This is a genomic window from Enterocloster lavalensis, assembly GCF_046603895.1.
GTDB classification, from domain to species: Bacteria; Bacillota; Clostridia; order Lachnospirales; family Lachnospiraceae; genus Enterocloster; species Enterocloster lavalensis.
On record NZ_CP176637.1, the window covers coordinates 5,510,294 to 5,534,924 of the forward strand.

Sequence of the window (24,631 nt, forward strand, 5' to 3'; positions counted from 1 at the left end):
GTCATGGGGATTGTGTTTGATATACAGCGGTTTTGCGTAAATGACGGCCCCGGAATCCGCACGGTGGTATTTTTGAAGGGATGTCCGTTAAAATGCCTGTGGTGCCATAACCCGGAATCCAACTCCATCAAACGGCAGCTGTACTGCGAGTGGAACCGCTGCGCCCACTGCGGAACCTGCGCGGCTGTCTGCGGGCAGCGCGTCCATGAGATGGATCACGGGGTTCACCGCCTCCGTTTTTCCGACTGCATGCTGTGCGGGGCGTGCCTGGAGATTTGCCCCCAGGGCGCGCTGGGGATATATGGAAGAGAGAGGTCCGCCGGGGAGGTTGTGGCCGAGGTGATGAAGGACTGCGACTATTATGAGGACTCGGGGGGCGGAGTGACCATCAGCGGAGGGGAGCCCATGGCCCAGGCGGACTACGCCCGGGAGCTGTGCAGGGCCCTTAAGGGAGCTGGGCTTCACGTCTGCATGGAGACCAGCGGCTTCGCGCCCTGGGAGGCGTACCAAAGGCTTTTGCCCGATGTGGACCTGTTTCTGTTCGACTACAAGGCCACAGGGGAGGAGCTTCACCGGCGTCTGACCGGCGTGGGCCAGAGCCTGATTCTCGCGAATCTGCGGCTGCTTCTGGAAGCGGGGAAAAACGTGCGGCTGCGCTGTCCGGTTATACCCGGCTACAACCTTTCGGAGGAGCATCTGCGGGCCATCGCCAGCCTGAGCCGGTCGGGCGTCTCCGCCGTCGACCTGATCCCCTACCACGATATGGGGAAGGGAAAGGCGAAAAATATCGGTTCCGACCTGTATTTGAGCGATGTGCGGACTCCTGAGCAGGCGGAGGTGGAGCGCTGGATCGACGGGATCGTCCGGTACGGCGGAGTTCGGATATTTCAGGCGTGACGGCGCTGGGGGAGGTTTTTAACATCTGGTTTCCAGCGCCTGAAAAAATGAAAAAACCATTTGACTTAGAGTGCACTCCAAGGTGTAAGATACCGGATAGAAACGAGAAACACACCCACCAAGGAGGTATAAATGGAAAAGTCAAAGGTATATTTCACACCGGAAATCACGCCCCAGGCCCTGGTCCGCATTTACCGGGCCATGGGTGCGGAGCTGAAGGGGAGCGTGGCGGTAAAGATTTCCACCGGCGAGCCGGGCGGCCATAACTTTTTAAATCCCAACCTGATCAAGGACCTGGTGCAGGAGTTAAAGGGCACCATCGTGGAGTGCAACACGGCCTACGAGGGCAGGCGCAATACCTCGGAGGCCCACTGGCATACCATGGAGGAGCACGGGTTCACGGCCATCGCGCCCTGCGACCTCCTGGACGAGGAGGGGGACATGGCGCTCCCGGTGGAGGGCGGTAAGCATCTGCGGGAGAACTACGTGGGAACCCATCTCAAGGAGTACGGCTCCATGCTGATGCTCAGCCATTTCAAGGGGCACGCCATGGGCGGTTTTGGCGGCGCTCTCAAAAATATGTCCATCGGCGTGGCTTCCGCCCGCGGCAAGGTCTGGATTCATAATTCCGCCGCCAGCCTGTCCTTCGATGACGTTTTCGCCGCGGACCACGACTCCTTCCTGGAGTCCATGGCGGACGCGGACAAGGCGGTGATGGACTTTATGGGCCGGGAGAACATCGCCTACATCAATGTGGCCAACAACCTGTCCGTGGACTGCGACTGCGACGCCCATCCCCACGACCCGGAGATGGCGGACATCGGCATTTTCGCCTCCTTAGACCCGGTGGCCCTGGATCAGGCCTGCGTGGACGCGGTTTACAATTCCCCGGACAGCGGCAAGGCGGCGCTCATTGAACGGATGGAGAGCCGTAACGGCATCCACACGGTGGAGGCGGCCCAGGCCCTGGGGCTGGGGCGGCGGGAATACGAGCTGGTGGCGCTGGACTGATCAAATTCTTTGCAGACTGCCAGAACTGTTAACGGAACTATAACGGAACGATATAAAAACCGGCACTTGTATCTCAGAATCGTTTGCTGTATAATATTCCCACATGTAAAAAGTAAAGAGGGATAATACGTGACGACACTGACGAAACGAGAGATATTGCGGGCGTTTTCCGAGCTGGCTTCGGAAAAGCCCGTGGATAAAATAACGGTAAAGGAGATCACCGATCAATGCCAGATCTCCAGAAACACGTTTTATTACCACTATCAGGACGTGTACGAGGTGCTGGAGGAGTATTTACGTCTGGAGTCCCAGCGTATGGTGGAACGGCTTGAGAAGGATTTGGGCAGCTGCAATCCGGAGGAGTTCATCGTGCGGGGGCTGGACAGTATGATCAGCCACAGAGCGCTGTTTTACAACCTGAACCAGTCCTCCGGCAGCGAGGTCAAGCGGTACATGGATCAGGCCGTTTCCGTGATCTTCGAGCGTCTGGTGGATATCCTGTCCGAGGGAATTCCGGCCACGGAGGAGGACAAGGCGCTGATCAGCCGTTTTTACCAGTACGCAATCAAGGGCTTTATAATGGAGTGGCTGGAGAGCGGGGAGAAGCCGCCCATACAGCGGACCCTGCACCGCCTGAACGTCATTTTCGGAGATGATGTGACGGAGGCGTTAAAGCGCAGCGTGGAACAGCCGGAGTAATATAGCCCGCGGCGGGATGCGGGAAACAAATTTGGGCAAATAGGGGCCCGGTGCACAAAACTTGTGCACCGGGCCCCTATTTGTCTATTGTCTGTTAGACAAATCAAACTATAATGTATGATTATGACTGCCCGCAATGGCACGCCATGCAGAGGAGGTGAGACAGTGTGCCGACACAGAAATTTTTAAATCTGAGCAGCTGCAAACAGAAGATGATTTTGGAGGCCATGCGCGATGCATTTCTCAGTGGACCCTACATAGAGATCACGGTGAGCGGGCTGATCCGCCGGGCCGGTATCTCACGGGCCAGCTTTTACACGTATTTTGACGGGAAGGACGATATGTTTTCCTGTATGCTGAGGACGATGGAGCGGGAGGTGGAGGAGATGCTGCTGGATTCCTTCCGCAGTCAGAAGGGAATCTTTAACGACAGCATGGAGCGGCTGTTCCGTTTGCTGACGGAAAATGATGTGGGACGGATGTATTCACAGGTCGGCAGGCATATTCTGGAGGATGAGGGCTGCAGACCGGCCTTCGTACAGGTGGAACAGGAATATTACCGGGCGGGAAAGTGGAAGAGCCGGGGCCGGGCCTGTTTTGAGGTTCTGGACCGCGCCCTCTATCCGCGGTTGGATGAAGATGGGCTGGCCTGTGCGTTGGACATGGGGATGTCGATACTATACAAGGCGGTGCTGCTGTATTTTGACCAATGCTCCGGGCTTTTAAAGCTGGAGAAAGCGGTGGAAAAGCAGCTTGGCATATTGGAACAGGGAATCAGGGCGTAGGAAGCATAGCCCGGACAGAAAGGAAGATGAGTGTGATGAAGAAGAAAACGATATTGATTGCGGGAGCGGTCGTCCTGCTGGCGGCCGGAGGGATTTTCTTCCGCGTGATGAAAGGAATGGAAAAACCGGCGGAGTACGAGACGCGCCCCACGGTGTCCGCAGAGGTTCCCCAGACCGGGGATATTGTTTTGTACACGGATTTGACGGGCACGGTGGAGCCCCAGTCCCGGGCGGCGGTCATGCCGAAAATCGGCGGCGAGGTGCTGGAGGTGTATTTCCAGGCCGGAGATCAGGTTCAGGCAGGGCAGGCGTTGTTAAAGATCGATTCCGACGCGCTGACCTCCTTAAAGCTTCAGATGGAGTCGGCAAAGGTGGCGGCCGACGAGGCGGCCCGGGAGTACGGGCGGATTGAGCCGCTCTACGCCGGAGGTTACGCGTCCCAGCAGTCCATGGAACAGGCCAGGGACGGGGCTGAGAGCGCCCGGCTGGCATACGAGGCCGCCAAACACCAGTATGATCTGCAGCTGGAGTACACTTCGGTGACCGCTCCCATAAGCGGCACGGTGGAGACACGGAATGTGGAACCCCACGACCATGTTTCCACCGGCACTGAGGTCTGCGTGATCTCAGCCGGGGACCGGGTGCAGGTGGAGTTTGGCATCACGGAGAAAACCAGGTCCAATCTGGCGGCCGGGGACACGGTTGCGATCTCGAAAAACGGCACGGACTACAGCGGCCGGGTGACGGAGATCGGTTCCATGGTGAATCCGTCCACCGGGCTGTACGACGTGAAGGCGGAGGTGGACCAGGCGGACGGCCTGACGAGCGGCACCAAGGTCAAATTGACCGCGGTGATCGACCAGGCCCGGGGCGTGATGACGGTGCCGGTGGACGCGGTGAACTACGCGGCGGGCCAGCCGTTTGTGTACTGCTATGAGGACGGCGTGGCGAAAAAGACGATGATTCTTGGCGGAATCTACGATTCTAAGCGTATGGAAGTGAAGTCGGGACTTCAGCCGGACAGCCAGGTGATCACCAGCTGGAGCAACGAGCTGGTGGACGGAGCAAACGTCCTTCTGGAAGAAGCGCAGCAGGAAGCAGGTGAGTAGGGATGGTAAATATCACAAAATTTGCGGTGAAGCGGCCGGTGACCATTGTGCTGTGCCTGATTACCATCGCTTACTTCGGACTTCAATCCCTTCTGGGAACCAAGATTGAGCTGACCCCGGAGATGGAGCTGCCCATGCTGGTGGTGGGCACCGTGTACGCGGGCGCAAGCCCGGACGACATCAACGATCTGATCACCATGAAGCAGGAGGACGCCATCTCGTCCCTCGACGGGGTGGACACGGTTCAGTCCTTTTCCCAGGAAAATGTGGCCGTCGTGCTGGTGCAGTACAAGTACGGCACCAACATCGACACCGCCTACATTAACCTGAAAAAAGCCATCGACGGAATCCGCAGCCAGATGCCGGACGACATTGAGGAGCCGAATATCCTGGAAATGGATATGAACGCCCAGCCGGTGGTCACTCTGGCGGTCAGCGGCCAGGTGGACGAAAACCTGTATACATATGTGGACAACAATATTGTGCCGCAGTTTGAGAAGCTGAGCTCCGTGGGCGAGGTGTCCTTGTCAGGCGGCCAGGAAAGCTACATCCGGGTGGAACTGATCCCGGAGAAAATGGCGCAGTACCATCTGAGCATGTCCGCGGTGGCGCAGATCGTGGGAGCCGCGGACTTCACCATACCGGCCGGAGACGTCCACGTGGGCCGGCAGGACTTGGACGTCAGCGTGGGAAACGACTACGATGACGCAGAGAGCCTTAAGTCCATCGCAATCCCCCTGGCGGGCGGGGACGTGATCCATCTCTCGGATGTGGCCAACGTGTACAGCGCCGTCAAGGACGCGGATTCCATCGGGCGCTACAACGGGGACGACGTCATTTCCCTGGGAATCAAAAAGCAGCAGAGCGCCACGGCCATCGACGTTTCCAGGGAGGTTATGAAACAGATTGAAGCCATACAGGTGACCAACCCGGGAATCCACATCACGGTGATCAATGATTCCAGCGAGATGATCGAGGAGTCCATTTCCAATGTGTTCCAGACCATGATCGTGGCGGTTCTGCTGTCCATGCTGATTCTGTGGCTGTTTTACGGGGATCTGAGGGCGTCCGTGATCGTGGGAACGTCCATCCCCATCTCCATCGTTCTGGCGCTGATCGCCATGAGCGCCATGGGATTTTCCCTGAACGTGATTTCCCTGACCTCCCTGGTGCTGGGCGTCGGCATGATGGTGGATAACTCCATCAACGTGCTGGACGGCTGTTTCAGGGCCAAGGAGAAGATGAACTTTTACGACGCCGCCATCGAGGGCAGCCGCACTATGATCGGCGCCATCACAGGCGGCACGGTGACCACCTGCGTGGTATTTTTGCCTCTGGCGCTCCTTTCCGGCCTGTCGGGGCAGCTGTTCAAGCAGCTGGGCTTTACCATTGTATTCTGTATGATCGCCTCCCTGTTCTCCGCGGTGAGCATCGTGCCTCTGTGCTTTTACCAGTGGCATCCAAAGGAAAATGACCGGGCGCCGGTAAACGGGATGGTGAAATCCATGCAGAGCTGGTACCGCAGCCACATGCCGTCCATTATTCCCAGGACGAAGCTGGTGTTGGGAACCAGCGTGCTGTTTTTGGTTCTGGCGCTTCTCATGGCCTCCCGGCTGAACATGGATCTGATGTCCAGCGTGGACGAGGGCATCGTGCAGATGACGGTCAAGACCAAACCGGGCCTGTCCGTGGAGGCCATCAATGAGACGCTCTCCGGGCTGGAAGAGATGGTGATGAGCGAGGAGGACGTGGACCATTACCTGGTGACCTACGGCTCCAGCGGCCTGAGCATGGGCGGAAGCAGCGACGTTACCCTGAGCGCGTATCTGAAGGACGACCGGAAATTGTCCACCGACCAGGTGATCGACAAGTGGCGGCGTGAGACGGAGCGCTACAAAGATATGTCTGTGACCCTGAAACAGGGCAGCACCACCAGCTCCGGCTCCATGAGCAGCGGCGATCAGATCGAGATCGATTTGCAGAGCACGGATTATCAGGCCTTAAAGGCCGCTGCCAACGACCTGACGGAACAGCTGCGGCAGCGCCGGGACGTGATGCAGGTTCATTCCTCGGTGGAAAACGCGGCCCCGGTGGTCAAGGTGGACATCGACCCTGTATCCGCCCAGGCGGAAGGGCTGACGCCCGCGGGCATCGGTTCGGCGATCTACAGCAATTTGAGCGGCATCAAGGCGTCCACCATCCGTGTGAACGGCGAGGACGTGGACATCAAGGTGGAGTATGCCAAGGACCGGTACGACACCATCGATAAATTGCAGGGAATGATGATCAACACGGCCTCTGGCACGGCCCTTCCCCTGGAGGACCTGGCGCAGATCCGCTATGAGGACAGCCCGCAGCAGATTTCCCGCAAGGATAAACAGTACCAGGTGTCCATCACCATGGAACCCCAGGCCGAATACAAGAAAACTGCGGAAAAGGATGTGAAAAAGTTCGTGTCCCAGTGGAAAATGCCGCCTGAGGTGGAATTGGCGGCCAACTCCCTGGACGAGATGATGGGCGAGGAGCTGGGCGCTCTGGGAGGCGCTCTGGTGACGGGCGTGTTCCTGATCTTTATCGTCATGGCAATTCAGTTCGAGTCGCCCAAGTTCTCCCTGATGGTGATGACCACCATCCCTTTCAGTCTGATCGGCTCCTTCGGCCTTTTGTACCTGGCGGGCAGCCCCATCAGCATGGTTTCCATGCTTGGCTTCCTGATGTTGGTGGGCACGGTGGTGAACAACGGCATCCTCTACGTGGAGACGGTGAACCAGATGCTGCCGGAGATGCCCCTTGACCAGGCGCTGGTGGAGGCGGGAGCCATCCGAATGCGCCCCATCCTGATGACCACGCTGACCACGGTGATCTCCATGGTGCCCAACGCCCTGGCCTACGGCAAGGCGGGCAAGATGATGCAGGGCCTGGCGCTGGTGGACGTGGGCGGCCTGCTGGCGGCAACGGTATTGACGCTGATCCTGCTGCCCACCTACTATAAGCTGGTGTATAATCTGGGCAGACGGAGCCTGGGCGGCGAGGGAGTGATTATGGCGGATTAAGGGATTAAATATAGAAACGGCAATCGCCCGAATGGGAACTGCCCGGATTTCCGGTTATGAGAGAAATCCGGGCAGTTTTTGGGTGAATTGCAGGGGCGGGACTTCTGTAAATTGCCGGATACTGATATAATTAAGGAAACATATCACTTATCATCAGCCTGACGGCTGGTGATAACGTATGATTTACGGAAACAGTCCGATTTGTCCGTGGCCCTGACCGTGTTGCGGGTGGGGACCGAGTGTCTAAACTGAGTGTTTTCTGCAAAAAAGTAGTTGACTTGGAGTGCACTTCAAGGAGTATTCTGGTGGTTGAGGCAAATGGACAGCGCGCGGGTGAAGGCCTTTGGCGGCGTTTCGCCGGGCGCGTGAAACGAGAGAGGAGCAGTGAAAGATGAATTACAGGGCATTGGGAAATACCGGCCTGCTGGTGGGAGAGATCGGCATGGGCTGCGAGGGCCTTGCGGGCGGGGAGGAGCACATCCGGGAAATGTTCGCGGCGGCCAGGGCCATGGGGGTCAATTATCTGGATTTCTACACCGCGGACCCGGAGGTGCGCAGCGGCGTGGGCCGGGTGCTTAAGGAGGTTCCGGGGCATTTTGTGCTGCAGGGCCATCTCTGTTCGGTCTGGCAGAACGGCCAGTACAAGCGGACCCGGGAGATCCGGGAGGTGAGGGAGGGATTTGCCGACCTGATGGAACGGCTGGACGTGCCCAGCCTGGATGTGGGCATGATCCACTATGTGGACTCCATGGAAGACTGGCAGGCGATTCTGGAGGGGCCGGTGGGGGCCTTCGCACGGGAACTGAAACAGAGCGGAAGAATCCACCACATCGGCCTGAGCAGCCACAATCCCCAGGTGGCCCTTGCGGCGGTGGAGAGCGGTTTGATCGAAGTGCTGATGTTCAGCATCAACCCCTGCTACGACCTGCAGCCCGCCGGGGAGGACTGCGAGGCGCTGTGGAGCGAAGCCAATTATGAGAAACAGCTGATTAATATGAACCCGGACCGCCAGGCCCTCTATGAGACCTGCAACCGCCTGGGCGTAGGCATCACGGTGATGAAGGCCTTCGGAGGCGGGGACCTGCTGGACGAAAAGCTGTCCCCGGCGGGGAAGGCGCTGACCGCTTACCAGTGCCTGCACTACTGTCTGACCCGCCCGGGGGTAGCCACCGTGCTGGCCGGGGCAAGGACGCCGGCAGAGCTGGTGAAGAGCGCGGGCTATTCGGACGCGTCCGAGGCGGAGAAGGATTTTGCCCCGGCATTTGCCGGGTTTCCGAAAATCCGCTGGGAGGGCCACTGCATGTACTGCGGCCACTGCGCGCCCTGTCCCAAGGGCATCGACGTGGCAATGGTGACAAAATTCTTAAATCTCTGCAAAGCCCAGGGACATATGCCGGAGACTGTCCGGGAACACTACAGGGTGTTGGAGCACAAGGCATCCGAGTGCACCGCCTGCGGGGCCTGTGAGACCCGCTGCCCGTTCCAGGTGCCGGTGCGGGAAAATATGCGCCAGGTGGCGGAGTTGTTTCAGGACATAGAGTAAGGCGGAGCGATCCGCGGGATGAGGGAGACGGATGATGAGAGCAATGTTTCTTGGCGCGCTTTTGGGAGGTTCGGCGGCGGTCGGCATCTATTTTTACTTCTATTTTAAACGCGTTATCTCCTGGTGGAGGAAGAAGCCCGCGGACCGGACGGCCGTGCTGTGGGCCGCTGCCCTGGGGGCGGTGAGCGCCTTTAAGGTGTTCCAGGTGTGGAATACCTGGGCCATGGTGGTGATGCACCTGTTCGGCTTCGCCCTGTGCCTGGACCTGGTAAACGCCCTGATCCGGCTTGCAAAGCGCGGCGGACGGAGGTGGGAGAGGGTTTACCGCTGTGGTCTGGTCCCGTTTCTCTGCACGGCCCTTCTGATGGGCTACGGCTACTGGAACATTCACCGGGTGGTGCGCACGGATTACCGGGTGGAGACGGAAAAACCGATCCGCGCCCAGGGCTACAGAATCGCGCTGGTGAGCGACCTGCACTTCGGCACCACCATGGACGGACGGGATCTGGCCGGATACGCCGGGGAGATCGAGGCAGCCGGTCCGGATCTGCTGGTATTGTGCGGGGATATCGTGGACGAGGCGACCACCCGGGAGGAGATGGAGGAGGCCATGGCGGTGCTGGGGGCGGTTAAATGTCCCCTTGGGGTCTATTTTGTCCGGGGAAACCACGACCGGGCCAGCTACACCCGCACGCCCAATTTCACAGCGGAGGAGTTGGAACATGCAATCCGCGGCGCGGGGATCACCATTTTGACGGACCGGCGGGTACAGGCGGCGGAGGATCTGACCCTGATCGGGCGGGACGACCGATCCAGGCCCGTGGATGGGCGGCGCAGAGGGCTTGAGGAGCTTCTGGACGGAGCGGACCGGAGCAGCTTTCTGCTGTTGCTGGATCACCAGCCAAGCGAGCTCGAGGCGGCGGACCGTGCGGGGTATGATCTACTGCTCTCCGGGCACACCCACGCCGGCCAGATCTGGCCCACGGGACTGATCAGCCAGGCCGCGGGTATCGTGGAACTGAATTACGGGCAGCGGAAGCTGGACCACCTCCAGGTGATTGTCTCCTCGGGCATCGGGGGCTGGGGATACCCCATACGGACCAGCCGCCACTGCGAATACGTGATCATTTCCGTGGAGGGGAACAAGGCGGAGTGACGGTGGACGGGAGGCCTGGAAAATGATCCGGGATTGTTATGCAATATTTGGAAATAGACTTTAAAAATAGCTCAGACTGTGGTAATATCCCGTCTTTGACAGTTTGTAAATAAAAAAACTGCTGTAACCCCTTTGTTTATGGGCTTTACGGCAGTTTGTTTCCTTGTTTTATTATATAGTAATGTTTGTAGAACTGTGAATTTTTCTTAAAACACTGATACTATAAGGCTTGAGAGATTGAATGATCATGAATCAATCTCTTATGAAAATAAGTATACCACAAATTTAGAAATATCCAAGAAGTTCTAACATTACTATATATCAAAACGAAATGTTTGACACAGAAAACATAGGTTATATAAGGGGTTGAAAGACTTTTTTATTAATGCAACTGTCAAACTCCCGGCCTGGAAAATGATCCGGGATTGTTATGCAATATTTGGAAATAGACTTTAAAAATAGCTCAGACTGTGGTAATATACACATATTATGTAGATAAAAGAGGAGATACACAGATGAGAAAGAGAAGCATGACAATTCTGGCAGCCGCAGCTCTGGCAGCCAGCCTGACAGTTGGCGGCTGCGGCTCAAAATCCCCGGAAGCGGGCGGAAAGTTCGGAGGAGAAAAGGATTTGACCCTGGCCCCGTCCACCGAGGCTGAGACGGAGGCGGAAACAGAGCCGGAGCTGGACGAGGAGACCATGGACTTAATCAAGTACAATGTTTACATTGAGCTGAACAATGATATCCTGGAAGTCCTCAACAACATCGACTACTATTTTGTCGTAGTGGGAGACGGGGAGGAATTCGCGCTGCTGCCGGATACCGGACTTACCTACGGCTACCGCATCGTGGGCCTGAACACGGAGACGCTGGATATGGCCCTGGAGCTTGCGGACATGGAGCCCTCCTACGGGGATATGGATGCCATGGTCAAGGAGATGGCTGATCCGCTGCGCAAGCTGATGGAGTCCTTCAGCGAGATCAGCAGAATGCACGGAGCATACGCGGACAACCAGTACGCGAAACCCAAGGAGCTGCATCCGGTGATTCTGGAAGCAGCCATGGAATTTGGCCCCATCGCCTATGACTACTACGACGCGGTGACGGTATTTGCCAACGAGCGGGCGGAGCAGTTCCGCGAGGAGCTTAAGGGCGAGGGACACATGATCCAGTATTACGCCAGCAACAACATCGACCTGACCCGGAAGATCATTAATGTAATTGAAGAGCAGGGCGTGTGGGACGAGAACATCACCGACATGGATCTGACTGAGGTCCGTCCTCTGTACGACGAATTGGCGGCTTCTGTTGAGGAATTCAACACAGTTTGTGCGGACAACGACCAGCTGATCAAGGAGTCCCTCAGCAACTCCAAGCCCTTTGATCTGCTGTTTGACAAGCAGCTTCAGGCCATCGAGTGGATGATCCAGCAGGTGGAGAGCGGAAAGCCCATTGAGGACGTTTCCCTGGAGCCCTTGGGTTCCATCTCCCATGTGATCAACACCATGAACGAGTGCGTTGACCGGTACAATTCGGTGTTTGGGGATTAAGGGATTCTGAACGAATAATTAAAATGTTTGCGGCGGGAACGCCGCCCGGGTACTGCGGGGGACGCAGGCGGGCGGGGTTCCTGTTTTTTGTGCAGGCAATACAATACAGACACAGCTCACGGTCTGCTGATTTCCTCATCTGTGTCCGCGGTGGTTCCCAACCCGACCGTTTTTAGTTACGGGTTCTTTTCATCTAATCAACCGGGTGACAGGCGGAAGCGCGATGCATAGCAGACTGATGAGTCCAAGAACCACGGGAATGGGTTTTGTAAATATTTCCCAGAAACTGTCGTAGAGTTGATAAATACGGATCAGATTTTCGTCGGCCAGGCTGCCCAGCATCAGCCCAAGCAGAAGTGGCATGACTGGAAAATCCTGCTTTTTCATAACCCATCCCACGCACCCAGCACCCAGAAGAAGAGTACAGTCGAATAGCGCGTTACGGTTGGCGAAGGAGCCGACTACCGTCATCACGAGAATACAGGGCGCTAAATAATTCAACGGCAGTTTCAGCAGCTTTGCTCCCAGCACACAGAGGATTCCTCCCACAATGAGCATTACGAATTGCTGGCAGAACAGCGAGGAGATGGCCGTGTAAATTACGTCTTGATGGTCGATAAACAGCTTTGGACCCGGCGACCAACCCTGGACGATCAGAGCGCCCAACAACATTGCGGTGGTGCCGCTACCAGGGATGCCGAGCACGAACATAGTCGCCAGAGCACCGCCCTCTGCTGCATTGTTGGCGGTCTCACAGGATACAATACCTTCCGGTATACCGGTGCCGTACTGTTCGCGCTTTTTTGACCATTGCTTTGACTGGTTGTAGGTGATGAGACCAGCGATGGAGGCTCCGGCCGCGGGCATGATACCTACAATGACACCGGCGACAGAACAGACCAGGGCCTGCAAAAGATGCCGGAAGGTCTCCGCGCAGCCTCCCCAGAGCTTCTGGAAGCTGCCTGTCCGCTGGGTCTGAGGGTCTATTTGTTTGGCCATGATCACGGGATTGGCGGCTAGGGCGAATACCTCGGGCAGCGCGACCAGACCAATTAAGGCGGGAGTAAGAGGAACTCCGTCTAACAGATACATACTGTTTAAGGTGCCCCGCGGAACCCCGGAAACACTGACGCCCACGGTTCCTAAAAGAACGCCGCACAGCCCGGAAAAAATGGCCTTGAAGGGGTTGTTAGCCAGACTTCCCACCACGCTGAGGCCGAAAATCATTACCATAAACATTTCGGCGGAACTGAATTTTAACGCGATTGCGGCCAGGGGTTTGCACAGAACCAGAAGAAACAGGCAGCCCACGATTCCGCCGATGACAGAACTCATAAGAGCCAGCCCCAGGGCACGCTCGGACTGGCCTTTGCGATGCATGGGATACCCGTCCAGAGTTGTCATAATATTGGACGGGGCGCCAGGGGTTTTGATCAGAATCGCGGTAACGGCCCCGCCAAACAGACCGCCGGTATAGATGGAAAGCATAAATACAAGAGCGGTCAGGGGCGGCATGCCGAACGAGAAGGGCAGCATCAGAGCGATGGCCATGGCACCGGTCAGACCAGGAAGAAAACCGAACAGCAGGCCCAGACTTACACCTGCGAACATATAAGCCAAATACTGAAATTGTAACACAATGCTGAAACCGGAAAGGAATGCTTCCATATTATGACCTCCTTATATTCCGATGAATCCGCGGGGCAGAGGTACAAGCAAAACTATTTTAAATATGACAAGAATTGCCCCGGTAACAAGTACCGCAATGAGGGCGGAGACCAGTTTGTTCTTGCTCTGGGTGAACATGAAGCCTGAAAAAAGGAAAATTGCAGTGGAGAGGGTAAAACCGATGTATTTCAGCGCCAGAATATAGGCAGCGGTGCCGCCGATGCATACTAAAATTTTCCGAAATTCCCGGTTACTGCTTAAGGCATCTGTCAAAACGGTCTCCTCATGTTCCGTGTCGGCCTTCTCTTTGTTCCAAACGCGTATATCCGAGATACAGACAAATATATAAACGATGCACAGCAGGACATAGACCGGTTTGATCAGAGCGGCGGCGTCCACACTTTTGTTCAGCACATCGCAGAGGTAGATGCCGCCCAGAATCAGGGCAGCCGTGGGCAGGAACAATTTCATCAGAAGTTTATACATGGCTTCACCATACCTTTCAGGGGACACTCTCAAGCCTGTCTGCCCAAAGCCGGCGGAAACGTTCATCCGCCGGCGATCTCCATGCAGATCAGTTTACAGCCATCATAGCATCGAGATACTGGGTTGTTAGTTCGTGAATCTGCATATTCAGCTCGGCACTGTATTCCGGACCTTTCCAGGACATAAATTCTTCCAGGTTGGACGCCTTCAGCGCGGCCAGATATTCAGGATCGGAGTAAACCTTCTCAAGGCTGTCGCAGAGCAACTGATAGTATTCCGGATATTTTTCCGCGAATTCTCTTTTCACCGCTATGAAACGGAAGGTACCCATGAAGGGGGCTTCGTCGCCCAGCAGTTCAGATAGCAGCGGCGTGTCGGGGAACAGAGCATTGCGTTCATCTCCGCAGGTACAAAGGACATTGTAATAATCCGCATAGCTGATAGCGGCCTCCATCTGGCCGCAGGCAAAATCCACCTCCTTGGCCAGGACTGCGGTATGCAGATCATTGCCACCGCTGTAGTTGACCGTCTTTACATCCCATCCGTAGTGATCGATCAGCAGCGCGGCTACCACTGCAGCGCCGCCGCCTGCGTTAACGCCGAAACGGTATTTTCCTGGATTGGCTAATACATCCTGATTGAGCGCTTCGAAAGAGTCCCACTTGTCATTCAGGCAGACGATACAGGAGGGATCGATTTCCGTGAAGTTGAGGATCGTAAAATCGTCGATACCGTAGGTTGCATTTTGGGCCAGGATTGTGCTGGACAGATAGGTTTGAGCCGAACACATGACGATCATGTCGTCCACATTGGATTCATGGACGTAGGTCATACCAACCTGGCCGTTGGAGCCATCGTGGTTTTCAAGATTGATGGGGACACCCAGATATTTAGACCAGTATTGCGCTAATAACCGGCAGTTTACGTCCATTGCTCCGCCGGCCTTGAAGGTAATGACCAAGGTCATGTTTTTCTGGGGCCAGGCGGCAGACTCCGCTGGGGGTTCAGTCTGGTTTTCACCGGAGGTCTGGGCGGGAGTTTCTGTTGCTGGGGTGTCAGAGGAGCCGGAAGATTGATCGGAAATGTTTCCGCCGGCACAGGCTGCGCAGGAAAAAGCCAACAGTATACTGAGTAAAAGAGCTATTACTTTTTTCATAACCGTTCTCCTTATGATTATGCTCGATTAACCGGTAGGGATGCAACACGCTATTTGTATTCGCTGATTTTTAAGGGAGCGCCAGCCTGGAAGCGGTACATATCGGCACAGGCCATATCCGCGTAAAATAACACAATTCCTTCCAATGTGGCGGGGATCATTCTGGAATGGGAGGTGTGGGCGACCAGGGAGGCGACGATATCGGTGGACAGACCATATTTTTGTCCGTAATAACCGCTGAAAAAGCCATGCTGGATTGTTTTGCCGATTTTATTTTTGGCAGAGAGATTATCCGGAGCCGGATCATACTCCATCACCTTACAGACATCGTGCAGCAGGCCTTCAACCAGTGCAGTGTCTTTATCAAAATCGGCGCCGCAGTTTTCTTTCAGAACGGTCAGAATTGCTACGGTGGCCTGGGTCACTGCGCGGGTGTGATGGACCAGCTTGGCACCGGGGCACAGGGAGTTGAACTTGATATTGTCCATGTCTTCCCAGTTGCTGGAGTCCACCGCCTCTTGCCAGATGGAGCAGACCTTTTCGCGGAGTTCCTCATTTTTTATGTCGTTAATTTCTGGCAGCAGTTCTACAATATGTTCATATTTCACTTTTGTCATTGCGCTCCTCCTTCATCTGTAAGTTCCAGCATCACCAGTGGACCGTGGAACTGTGCTCCATAAACGTCATGGTCCTGAAAGTCACCAGAAGCAGTTTTTCGGGGAAATGAAAATTTGATTGCCCGGGCCAGGGGCAAAGTGTAACGGTGGACGGATTCGACTGGTACATCATAAATGGTTGAAATCAGCTCCGGCGTCAGTTTCCCGGAGGCGAGGACCATTTGATAGTTTTCTTCTGTTTCAAACAGGATATCAATAGTCAGTACGAACGGACCAGCGTTTTTGGACCGGATCATTTTGGCGAGCTCATATAGCTTCATGACAAATCCCTCCTTTTCACAGCAGTTCGTACCGAATCCGGCACAGCTCCAACGGGTCATCCACATCCAGCACGTGATTCAGTGCAAAACGGTAGGCTTCTCCGGCCTCCATTGCTGGAGGAGAGAAGGGGAATGCAAACTGGCTCTGATGTCCGGACCACTCTTTGATGGAAACGTGCAAAATATTGTGCCAGACACAGTTGATTATGGCAATGGCATCGTCCTTTGTTTTTCCGATTACCTCCCACAGAACACCCACAGGACCGGCCTCTGGCTGACCATATACGATATAGCGGAGTTTGTATTGATCAGGCTTCAGGCCTAAACTGGACTCTGCCTTAGCCAGATTTTTTTCATAGCAGGAACGCAGAAAGTGATCCAGCTGTTTTAAAATCAGCGGGTCATGGATTCCACCGATTACAGCGGTGCGGTATCCGATTTGTTCGACAGCTTCCAGCTTGATGGTGTACTGGCTGGCCGGCCTGAATACGCTGCCGGTAATGCGTACTCTGCGGGAGGTTTCCGCTTGGTAGACGGCGTTTGTCACATCCAGGCTGCCACTGGGTTCCGCCATCACAAAGGGGTTGCTGTTTTCATACAGAGAATGCGCCACGCAGCTGACCGGAGTACAGGCCATAACCGGATTAGGCGGTTCAATACTGATGGAGTCCCGGCGAACCCAGGCCATCATGCAATCCGGATAGGGGCGATGTTCTGCGCAGGCAGCCCCGCATTCCAATATTTTTGCCGCGTGCCAGGCCCCGCCGCCACCCAATCCTTCCCGGATCGGGAGGGCTGCGTAGATTGAAGTGTCGCTGGACCGTCCTGCAATAACAACCTGTGCGCCTTCGTCCAGCGCTTTGATAAATGGCTCTGCCCCAATCACTCCCACACAGCGGGACAATCGATTTACATCCTCTGATCGGAACTCAGGCGCGCCTTCCAGGGGGTGGAAACGCCCACGGCGTATGTAATCGGCCAGCTGTTCATTGTTGATTTCTGTTTTGATTTCTGCGACCTTAAAATGTAGGTGTTCTTCCAGAGCGATTTCCCGGACCAGTTCCATGGTCCAGTCTACGTGGGGATCGCCGCCTGACGTTCCCGCGGACCCCAGAAGAACCGGAATATGGTTTTCGATGCCTCCTTTGATTAGCAGCCGCAGATCCCTCTTTGCCGCCCGCTTGGAAGTGCGCGGTATTCCGGCACCCAGGTAGTAAGGGCCTGGGTCGCTGGAGCCAGCATCGCAGCCAATCACATCCGGTTTCATGGAAAGCGCATGGAAAAAGGTCTCTTCCTTGAAACCGCTGCCCAGCATTCCGGTGGCAGACAGTATGCAAACTTCATCTTTCATGTTCTATCGTTCTCCTTGTGTAGTAATGCCCTCCCGGATCCTTCGGACGACGGGAATTTGTATTTGGATGAAATCGTATTGAAGCGCGCAACAATTCTTAATTTAATAATACACTTGCGCTGAAAAAAAGGGAATGTTAGAATGTTTATAGGGTAATTAAAACTTTTTTATTATTGTGGGATGAGGGGGCATAATTGTTAGAAAAATCCCCCTATTGATTTAAAACAGATGACAAATAGAACGTGATTCGATTGTATCGTAGATGAGGGGGATTATGGACATCAAAGATTGGGAGTTACTGAAGGTGTTGGCGGAAGTAAAGAGCATGAGTCAGGCAGCGGAGAAAACATATCTTTCCCAGCCGGCGGTGCTCTACCGGATCAATCGCATGGAGCAGGAGATGGAGGTGACGTTGTTTCAGCGTAACAACAAGGGAATCAGGCTGACCAGCGCGGGGCTGCGGTTGCTGTCCTTTGCTGATCGGATGCTTCTGCAGAATACGCAGATTCGCACCTATGTCCGACGCCCTGACCAGATGGTTTGCGGAGAGATACAGATCAGCGCGGCATCGACGGCAATTAACAATTTCCTGCCGTCGTTGATGAAACACTTCGGAACCCGCTACCCGGACGTCACGTTCCTGGTGAACTGTGGCCTGAATGATGAGATTATTCACCGGTTGAATCAGCAGGAGATAAGCCTGGCTATGGTGAGAGGGGATTTTCAGTGGGAAGGTGGAGTGGTTCCGATATACCGGGAACCGTTGATGATCATCTCTTCAAAGCCGATTGATGAAGAGACGTTGGTGGATGACCCCATTATTTTTTATCATCAGACCGGTCATATCACAACTGTAATTAACGAATGGTACCGGGGGCGCTACGGAGTGTCGCCCCGGATGAAACTTCATACAGATCATGGACCAATGAATTGTTTGAGCATGGTGAAAGAAGGGCTGGGCTGGGCGATTGTTCCGGCGCTTCATTTGAAAAAAGAAAAGACGTTATATCGGAAAATTCTAAAGGATCAGAACGGTGAACCTTATATTCACCCTACACGACTCCTTTATTATCCATACATACGGGACTTTGATATCTATGATGCATTGATTTCTTTTGCGGAAACCTTTTTTTCAGAGGAAAGGACGGACCGGGACTGGGTGGGGGACCCGGAGGCAGCCGGAGAAAAATAACAAAACCAGTTGCTGAAACCTTCCCATTTCAGTATAATTAAGGGAAACTACCGGGGCGATGGCGGCCGGCTGACCGGAAGGTCCGCGGCCGGCTCAAAGCCTTCGGGGACAACGGAAAGACGGAGTGAAGGAAAATGCCGAGAAAAATCACCATGGCCGATATTGCCGACATGGCGGGAGTCACCAAGAGTACGGTGTCCCGCTATTTTAACGGAGGATATGTGAAGGAGTCCACCAGGGAGCGGATTCAGGAGATCACGCGGGAGTACAACTACGAGCCCAATGCGTTTGCGCGCCTGAAAGCCAGAGAGAGCAATGTGATCGGGGTGGTGGTTCCCACGCTCAACTCCAAGGTGACCAGCCGGGTGGTGACCAGCATCGGCCGGTATCTGCGGGGACAGGGGTACGAGACGCTGATCAAGGACTCGGACCACAGCCCGGAGCTGGAGCTGAAAAATATGCAGCGGCTGATGACGCTGAACGTGGACGGCATTCTGGTCAGCGCCATCACCATCACGCCGGAGCTGCGGGAAGCCATTGAGAGCTGTCCGGTGCCGGTGGTGGTGCTGGCGCAGGAGTATCCCCAGGGAACCGTGGTGGTGGCCGACGACTACGGCGCAGGCAGGGCCATGGGCGCCTACGTGGGGCGGACCGGACCAAGGCGGGTGGGCTATCTGGGAGTGGAGGAGTCCGACCTGGCGGTGGGAATCAGCCGGCGGCAGGGGGTTTTGGACGGATTGCGGGAGCAGGGCGATCCGGAGGTGGTCGCGCTTCAGGGGGATTACAGCTACGAGAGCGGCCAGCGCATGGCCGAGGAGGTCCTGAAGAATGGGCCGGTGGACGCCATGATCTGCGCCACGGACCGTCTGGCCTTCGGCGCATATCTGGTGCTGGAGCGGCACGGTCTGCGGGTGCCCGAGGATGTGTCGGTGGCCGGGTTCGGAGGCTACGACGAGAGCGCGCTGTTAAAGCCTCCGCTGACTACGCTGAAATTTGACTCCTACGCCATGGGTTATCTGGGGGCGGAAACCGTATTGAAGATGATCCGGGGGGAACCGGTGCCCAAAAAACAGATCGTGGATTACACGTTTATTGAGGGAAAAAGCGTGAGGGAGAGGTAGATTCCCGGGGAAAAATGGAGCGGTACGGGGCAATACGGGAGAAACAACCGGTAGAACAGTAGGAAAACAGTCAAACCGCACGCCTGTTGGAGAAGAAACGGTGGGAAATAGAATAATCAGCGCTGATTTTGGATAGAATGCACAAAAAACAGCGCTGATTTTTTACATACGAATATGGCACCGGTGCCATAAAAAATATTGACAAAATGCCAGCAAAGTTATAATATCTAAGTATGGAACCGATACCGGAAATGTTTGAAAGGGGAAGGGAAAATCATGGATTATGCAAAAATTGCCAGCCAGGTGATCGAGCTCTCAGGTGGGAAGGGAAATATCCGCTCCGTGGCGCACTGTGCCACACGGCTGCGTCTGCAGCTGAGGAACAACGATCTTCGGAACGAGGAGGCCATCAGCGATGTGGAGGGGGTCAAGGGCGTGTTTCTGACACAGTCCCAATTCCAGATCATTTTTGGGGCGGGCCTTGTGAATCTGATCTGCGACGAGGTGCAAAAGCAGCTGGGAACCGTGCAGGAGAGCCGGGAGGAAGAACCGGAGGAGAAGGGGAACGCGGTGCAGCGGTTTATCAAGATGCTCAGCGACATTTTTGTCCCCATCATCCCGGCCATTGTGGCGGGCGGTCTGCTGATGGGATTGAACAACCTGCTGACCTCCCCGTTAATCGGAGGGCAATCCCTGATCGAGCTTTACCCCCAGTGGCAGGGGCTGGCCTCGGCAATCAACACCTTTGCCAACGCGCCCTTTACGTTCCTGCCCGTGCTGATCGGCTTCAGCGCCACGAAGAAGTTCGGCGGGAACCCGTTTCTGGGCGCGGCGATGGGTATGATCATGGTCCATCCCGACCTGCTGAATGCTTACCAGATCGGAGTGGCACAGGCGCCGGTCTGGAATATCTTCGGATTTGAGATCGCGGCCATCGGCTACCAGGGAACCGTGTTGCCGGTGTTGGCGGTGGCCTGGATTCTGGCAACCATTGAGAAACGGCTGCACAAGGTGACGCCCACCTGGCTGGACAATCTGACCACGCCGCTGCTGTCCATTTTGATCACTTCCTTTATGACATTTATCTTTGTAGGCCCCATCCTGCGTCAGGCCGGAAACCTGCTGGCAGCGGGGATCACCTGGACCTACAACACGCTGGGCCCGGTGGGCGGCGCGCTGTTCGGCTTCGTCTATGCGCCCATCACCATGACCGGCATGCATCACAGCTTTATTGCCATTGAAACCCAGCTTCTGGCGAACAGCGCCCAGACCGGCGGCAGCTTTATCTTCTCCACCGCCAGCATGAACAACGTGGCCCAGGGCGCGGCGGTGCTGGCCGTGCTGCTGATGACAAAGAATGAAAAGATCAAGTCCATCTGTTCCGCCTTCGGCATTTCCGCCCTGTTGGGAATTACGGAACCCGCCATGTTCGGTGTGACGCTGAAATTAAAGTATCCCTTCTATGCGGCTATGACCGGCTCCGCGGTGGGCAGCGCCTACCTGGCGGGAACCAGGACTCTGGCTCAGGCCCTGGGGGCGGCCGGACTGCCCGGCTTTATCTCCATGAAGCCGGACCACTATCTGAATTTTGCCATCGGCCTGGCGCTGTCCATGGCGGTATCCTTTGGGCTGACTATCGTGTTCTGGAAAAAATTCGGGCTGGAGCGGCAGGACGGAACCGGGAAACAGGCGGTGCGGGAGACTGGAACGGAAGGCGCGGCGGCAGTGGTCGAGGCGGAAGGCGCAGCTATTGCAGAGCGCGCGGTTGAACCGGAGTCACCAGCGGGACCGGAGCGCACCCCGGCGCAGTTCTACTCCCCCATGAACGGGCGCATTCTGCCGGTATCCCAGTCCGCGGACGAGATGTTCGCTTCCCGGGCGTTGGGCGACGGCATCGCGGTGGACCCGGCGGACGGATTGGTGTGCGCGCCCTGCGACGGCACGGTGACGATGATTTTTCCCACCGGGCATGCTATGGGGATCGCCTCCGACTCCGGGTTTGAGGTGCTGATCCACGCCGGGATCGACACGGTCAAGCTGAACGGCGAGGGATTTGAAGTGTTTGTGGAGCAGGGAAAGCATGTGAAGAAGGGCGACAGACTGCTGCGCATGGATCTGGATTTTATCCGCAGTCAGGGATTAAACCCTCAGACCATGATGATTTTCACGGAGGGAGCGGCGCTCGGGGTGGAGGTATTCCCCGCGGAGAGCGGCGGAGTGGACCACAGGGCAGTAGAAGTCAGACGAAAATAGCGGTGGGAGGAATTGGTTGTGAAGAAATATCAGAAGGTATACCGGGAAATGTATGAACAGTGGCACCGGGAGAATCAGGCGTACCGGGAGCAGGTGGCGGCGGATGAGAACCGTCTGGCCTACCACCTGATGCCGGAAACCGGGTGGCTCAACGACCCCAACGGGCTGTGCCAGGTGAACGGAGTTTACCACATTTACTACCAATACACGCCCTTTGAACCCACCGGAGAATTGAAGCTGTGGGGCCATTGCACCACGCGGGATTTTGTGCATTACCGGCAGTGTGAACCCGCGGTGTATCCGGACCAGGATTTTGACGCCCACGGCGTGTACTCCGGCTCCGCTTTCGTGGAAAACGGGCTGATCCACTATTTTTACACCGGAAATGTGAAATATTTCGACCGGGACGACTACGATTATATTCTCACCGGCCGCGGCAGCAACACGATCCACATGACGAGCCGGGATGGTTTCCATTTTTCGGAAAAAGAACTGCTGCTGACGAACTGGGACTATCCGGCGGATATGAGCGGGCATGTGCGGGATCCCAAGGTGATCCGGCGCGCAGACGGGTATTATATGGTGCTGGGCGCCCGGGATATAGCAGGGAAAGGGCTGGTGCTGGTATACCGGTCCGAGGATTTGACCAGCTGGCAATACCATGGCCGGATCACCACCCGGGAAGCCTTCGGTTATATGTGGGAGTGCCCGGACCTGTTTGTCCTGGACGGCAAGCTCTGCCTGATCTGCTGTCCCCAGGGCGTGCCGCAGCGGGGCGTGGATTTTGCCAATGTGCATCAGTGCACGGCGGTTATGCTGGATTACGATTTCGCGCCGGGGGAGTATATTCTGGAAGATATGGCGAAGGTTCGAATGGTGGATCGGGGCTTTGATTTCTACGCGCCCCAGACCTTTGAGGACGAAAGTGGGCGGCGCATCCTGATCGGCTGGATGGGAATTCCGGACCCGGATTATACCAACCCCACCGTGGAGGCTGGTTGGCAGCATGCGCTGACGCTGCCAAGGGAGCTGCATATAGCGGACGGCCGGTTGGTCCAGACGCCCTTAAAGGAGCTTCAGGCGCTGAGGCGAAACCGCCGTGTCCTGGAGGCGGAGAGCCTGAATCAGGCAGGTGAGCGCGGTCTGGTTTACGAGCTGGAGGCGGAGTTTGACCATTGCCGTTCCATGACCATGACGCTGCGCAACGGTGTGACTCTGGAGTGGAAGGAGGGGCTGCTGACCCTGGACCTGGGGGCCTGCGGCAGCGGAAGGACCAGCCGCAGCGTGGAGCTTGACCGCCTGGATCATTTGCAGATATTCTCCGACACCTCGTCCCTGGAAGTGTTTGTGAACGGAGGCAGTGAGGTATTCACCACGCGGGTTTACGGCCGTGAGGGTGGCATCCGCCTGGAAGGCTGCGGCGCCCGGGTGACGCTGTACGATCTGGAAGGGTTTTGCTGGTGCTGATGTGAGGAAGCCGGGCGGCGATGAGGGGAACCCTTTGCGCAGTCCGGCTTTTACGGTCGGCCTCCTTCGGGCCGGCCTTCCCGGGTCCGGTCTCCGTAGGTCCGTCCGCCCAAAATCCTGTGATTGACACACTTTTGCCCGGGTGTTATACTCAGATTCAGAACAAAACAAGACACGCGGATCGATCGGGAGGTGAATCAGGAATGTTCCAGTTGGAAGATTGCATTGCCTATATTACGAGCAGGGGGGCCAAGACCCTGGCGGAACGCCTGGAGGACCGGTTTACCGGCAGCGGGGTCAGCCGGGTGCAGTGGATCGCCATGTATTACGTGGACCGGTGCCCGTCCATTACCCAGAAGCAGCTGGCGGAGCGGATGAACTCAAAGGAATCCACGGTGGTACGCCTTCTGGACCGGATGGAGAAGGAGAACATGGTGCGCAGGGTCTGCTGCCAGGACGACCGGCGGGTCCGGTATCTGGAGATGACGCCGGAGGGCAGGGAGCTTTACGAAAAGCTGTCCCAGCGGGCGGAACAGTTCAAGGACGACGCCATCCGGGGGATCAGTGAGGAGAAGCTGGAGGTATTCAAAGAAGTTCTGAATCAAATGCTTGCCAACACGGAAGAGGGTTGACAGACCGCGTTTTCCGTGTTATATTATTATCATAATACTTGTATTGCTAATTATTAGTGTTACAAGAAAATGCAAAATTCGATTTGGAGGGCTAAAACATGAAAGATGTAAGAACAATGCTGAATGATTTTGTCGGCGGTCTGGGGAAACTGGGCGAAACCAATGAGGCGCATGTCCAGGCGTTTATGAATCTGCTGGGAACCAACTACGCGGAGGGCGCTCTTTCGGTTAAGACAAAAGAGCTGATCAGCGTGGCCATCGGCGCGTACAACCGCTGCGAATACTGCATCGTTTATCATGTGTACAAAGCGTACGAGGCAGGAGCCACCAGGGAAGAGATTATCGAGGCTGCCATGATCGCAGTTGCATTCGGCGGCGGACCCAGCATGGCGTATTCCGTTACCACTCTGATGGATGCGGTCAATGAGTTCGAGCACGATTTTGATTGAAGGTAATCGGGGAATTTGAGGACAGAGGACGGCTGTGCGGGAGGGACTTTCGCGGCCGTCCTTTTTCCCTGTCGCGGGGAACAAAACGGCGCCGGTATTGTGCCGGTTCAGAT

At 55.9% G+C, this 24,631-nt stretch carries 21 protein-coding genes; 15 read left to right on the forward strand and 6 right to left on the reverse strand.

Annotated features, from left to right (window positions below; translation table 11 throughout):
- The first annotated feature begins 3 nt into the window (after positions 1-3).
- From ACK2JC_RS24755 to ACK2JC_RS24795, 9 genes are all read left to right on the forward strand, one after another.
- Positions 4-897 (forward strand): glycyl-radical enzyme activating protein, encoded by an 894-nt coding sequence (locus ACK2JC_RS24755; RefSeq protein WP_320936785.1) that lies wholly within the window; start codon positions 4-6, stop codon positions 895-897.
- Between the two features lie 132 nt (positions 898-1,029).
- On the forward strand, positions 1,030-1,908 hold the full coding sequence (locus tag ACK2JC_RS24760; RefSeq protein ID WP_320936784.1) for a DUF362 domain-containing protein: 879 nt from the start codon (positions 1,030-1,032) through the stop codon (positions 1,906-1,908).
- Between the two features lie 129 nt (positions 1,909-2,037).
- Positions 2,038-2,607, forward strand: a complete 570-nt coding sequence (locus ACK2JC_RS24765) for a TetR-like C-terminal domain-containing protein (protein ID WP_320936783.1) — start codon at positions 2,038-2,040, stop codon at positions 2,605-2,607.
- A gap of 167 nt (positions 2,608-2,774) precedes the next feature.
- Positions 2,775-3,392: a TetR/AcrR family transcriptional regulator gene (locus ACK2JC_RS24770; RefSeq protein WP_320936782.1), complete on the forward strand. Its 618-nt coding sequence runs from the start codon at positions 2,775-2,777 to the stop codon at positions 3,390-3,392.
- A gap of 35 nt (positions 3,393-3,427) precedes the next feature.
- The gene (locus ACK2JC_RS24775; RefSeq protein ID WP_227170703.1) at positions 3,428-4,501 is read left to right on the forward strand and encodes an efflux RND transporter periplasmic adaptor subunit; all 1,074 of its coding nucleotides are present in this window, start codon (positions 3,428-3,430) and stop codon (positions 4,499-4,501) included.
- Positions 4,502-4,503: 2 nt separating this feature from the next.
- Entirely contained in the window at positions 4,504-7,554 is a 3,051-nt protein-coding gene (locus ACK2JC_RS24780) for an efflux RND transporter permease subunit (RefSeq protein WP_320936781.1), read from the forward strand.
- A 391-nt stretch (positions 7,555-7,945) separates the two neighbouring features.
- Positions 7,946-9,097 (forward strand): aldo/keto reductase, encoded by a 1,152-nt coding sequence (locus tag ACK2JC_RS24785; RefSeq protein WP_320936780.1) that lies wholly within the window; start codon positions 7,946-7,948, stop codon positions 9,095-9,097.
- Between the two features lie 31 nt (positions 9,098-9,128).
- Entirely contained in the window at positions 9,129-10,253 is a 1,125-nt protein-coding gene (locus tag ACK2JC_RS24790; protein ID WP_320936779.1) for a metallophosphoesterase, read from the forward strand.
- A gap of 515 nt (positions 10,254-10,768) precedes the next feature.
- On the forward strand, positions 10,769-11,806 hold the full coding sequence (locus ACK2JC_RS24795; RefSeq protein WP_092371259.1) for a DUF3829 domain-containing protein: 1,038 nt from the start codon (positions 10,769-10,771) through the stop codon (positions 11,804-11,806).
- A 189-nt stretch (positions 11,807-11,995) separates the two neighbouring features.
- On the opposite strand, the gene ACK2JC_RS24800 is transcribed toward ACK2JC_RS24795, so the two are convergent.
- The 6 genes from ACK2JC_RS24800 to ACK2JC_RS24825 form a co-directional block, all read right to left on the reverse strand.
- Entirely contained in the window at positions 11,996-13,474 is a 1,479-nt protein-coding gene (locus ACK2JC_RS24800; protein WP_320936778.1) for a tripartite tricarboxylate transporter permease, read from the reverse strand.
- A gap of 12 nt (positions 13,475-13,486) precedes the next feature.
- Positions 13,487-13,960: a tripartite tricarboxylate transporter TctB family protein gene (locus ACK2JC_RS24805; protein WP_320936777.1), complete on the reverse strand. Its 474-nt coding sequence runs from the start codon at positions 13,958-13,960 to the stop codon at positions 13,487-13,489.
- Positions 13,961-14,048: 88 nt separating this feature from the next.
- Positions 14,049-15,116: a Bug family tripartite tricarboxylate transporter substrate binding protein gene (locus tag ACK2JC_RS24810; RefSeq protein WP_368271456.1), complete on the reverse strand. Its 1,068-nt coding sequence runs from the start codon at positions 15,114-15,116 to the stop codon at positions 14,049-14,051.
- 50 nt (positions 15,117-15,166) lie between these two features.
- On the reverse strand, positions 15,167-15,733 hold the full coding sequence (locus ACK2JC_RS24815; RefSeq protein WP_320937844.1) for an HD domain-containing protein: 567 nt from the start codon (positions 15,731-15,733) through the stop codon (positions 15,167-15,169).
- A complete protein-coding gene (locus tag ACK2JC_RS24820) occupies positions 15,730-16,053 on the reverse strand; it encodes a DUF4387 domain-containing protein (protein ID WP_320937843.1) in 324 nt (107 codons plus the stop codon). The genes ACK2JC_RS24815 and ACK2JC_RS24820 overlap by 4 nt, the downstream gene beginning before the upstream one ends.
- Before the next feature lie 16 nt (positions 16,054-16,069).
- Positions 16,070-17,404 (reverse strand): acyclic terpene utilization AtuA family protein, encoded by a 1,335-nt coding sequence (locus ACK2JC_RS24825; RefSeq protein WP_320937842.1) that lies wholly within the window; start codon positions 17,402-17,404, stop codon positions 16,070-16,072.
- Positions 17,405-17,678: 274 nt separating this feature from the next.
- On the opposite strand from ACK2JC_RS24825, the gene ACK2JC_RS24830 reads away from it, so the two are divergent.
- The 6 genes from ACK2JC_RS24830 to ACK2JC_RS24855 all read left to right on the forward strand — a co-directional run bounded on the left by ACK2JC_RS24830 (position 17,679) and on the right by ACK2JC_RS24855 (position 24,518).
- The gene (locus ACK2JC_RS24830; protein ID WP_368271455.1) at positions 17,679-18,596 is read left to right on the forward strand and encodes a LysR family transcriptional regulator; all 918 of its coding nucleotides are present in this window, start codon (positions 17,679-17,681) and stop codon (positions 18,594-18,596) included.
- 134 nt (positions 18,597-18,730) lie between these two features.
- Complete coding sequence (locus tag ACK2JC_RS24835) at positions 18,731-19,717, forward strand: LacI family DNA-binding transcriptional regulator (RefSeq protein WP_320937840.1); 987 nt, start codon at positions 18,731-18,733, stop codon at positions 19,715-19,717.
- Positions 19,718-19,993: 276 nt separating this feature from the next.
- Positions 19,994-21,970 carry a sucrose-specific PTS transporter subunit IIBC gene (locus ACK2JC_RS24840; protein ID WP_411337988.1) on the forward strand — a complete coding sequence of 659 codons (1,977 nt, stop codon included), beginning with the start codon at positions 19,994-19,996 and terminating at the stop codon, positions 21,968-21,970.
- A gap of 18 nt (positions 21,971-21,988) precedes the next feature.
- Positions 21,989-23,437 (forward strand): glycoside hydrolase family 32 protein, encoded by a 1,449-nt coding sequence (locus tag ACK2JC_RS24845; protein ID WP_320937838.1) that lies wholly within the window; start codon positions 21,989-21,991, stop codon positions 23,435-23,437.
- Positions 23,438-23,640: 203 nt separating this feature from the next.
- A complete protein-coding gene (locus ACK2JC_RS24850) occupies positions 23,641-24,069 on the forward strand; it encodes a MarR family winged helix-turn-helix transcriptional regulator (protein WP_166435104.1) in 429 nt (142 codons plus the stop codon).
- Between the two features lie 98 nt (positions 24,070-24,167).
- Positions 24,168-24,518, forward strand: coding sequence for a carboxymuconolactone decarboxylase family protein (locus tag ACK2JC_RS24855; RefSeq protein ID WP_007713540.1), 351 nt, complete (start codon positions 24,168-24,170; stop codon positions 24,516-24,518).
- Positions 24,519-24,631 lie beyond the last annotated feature (113 nt).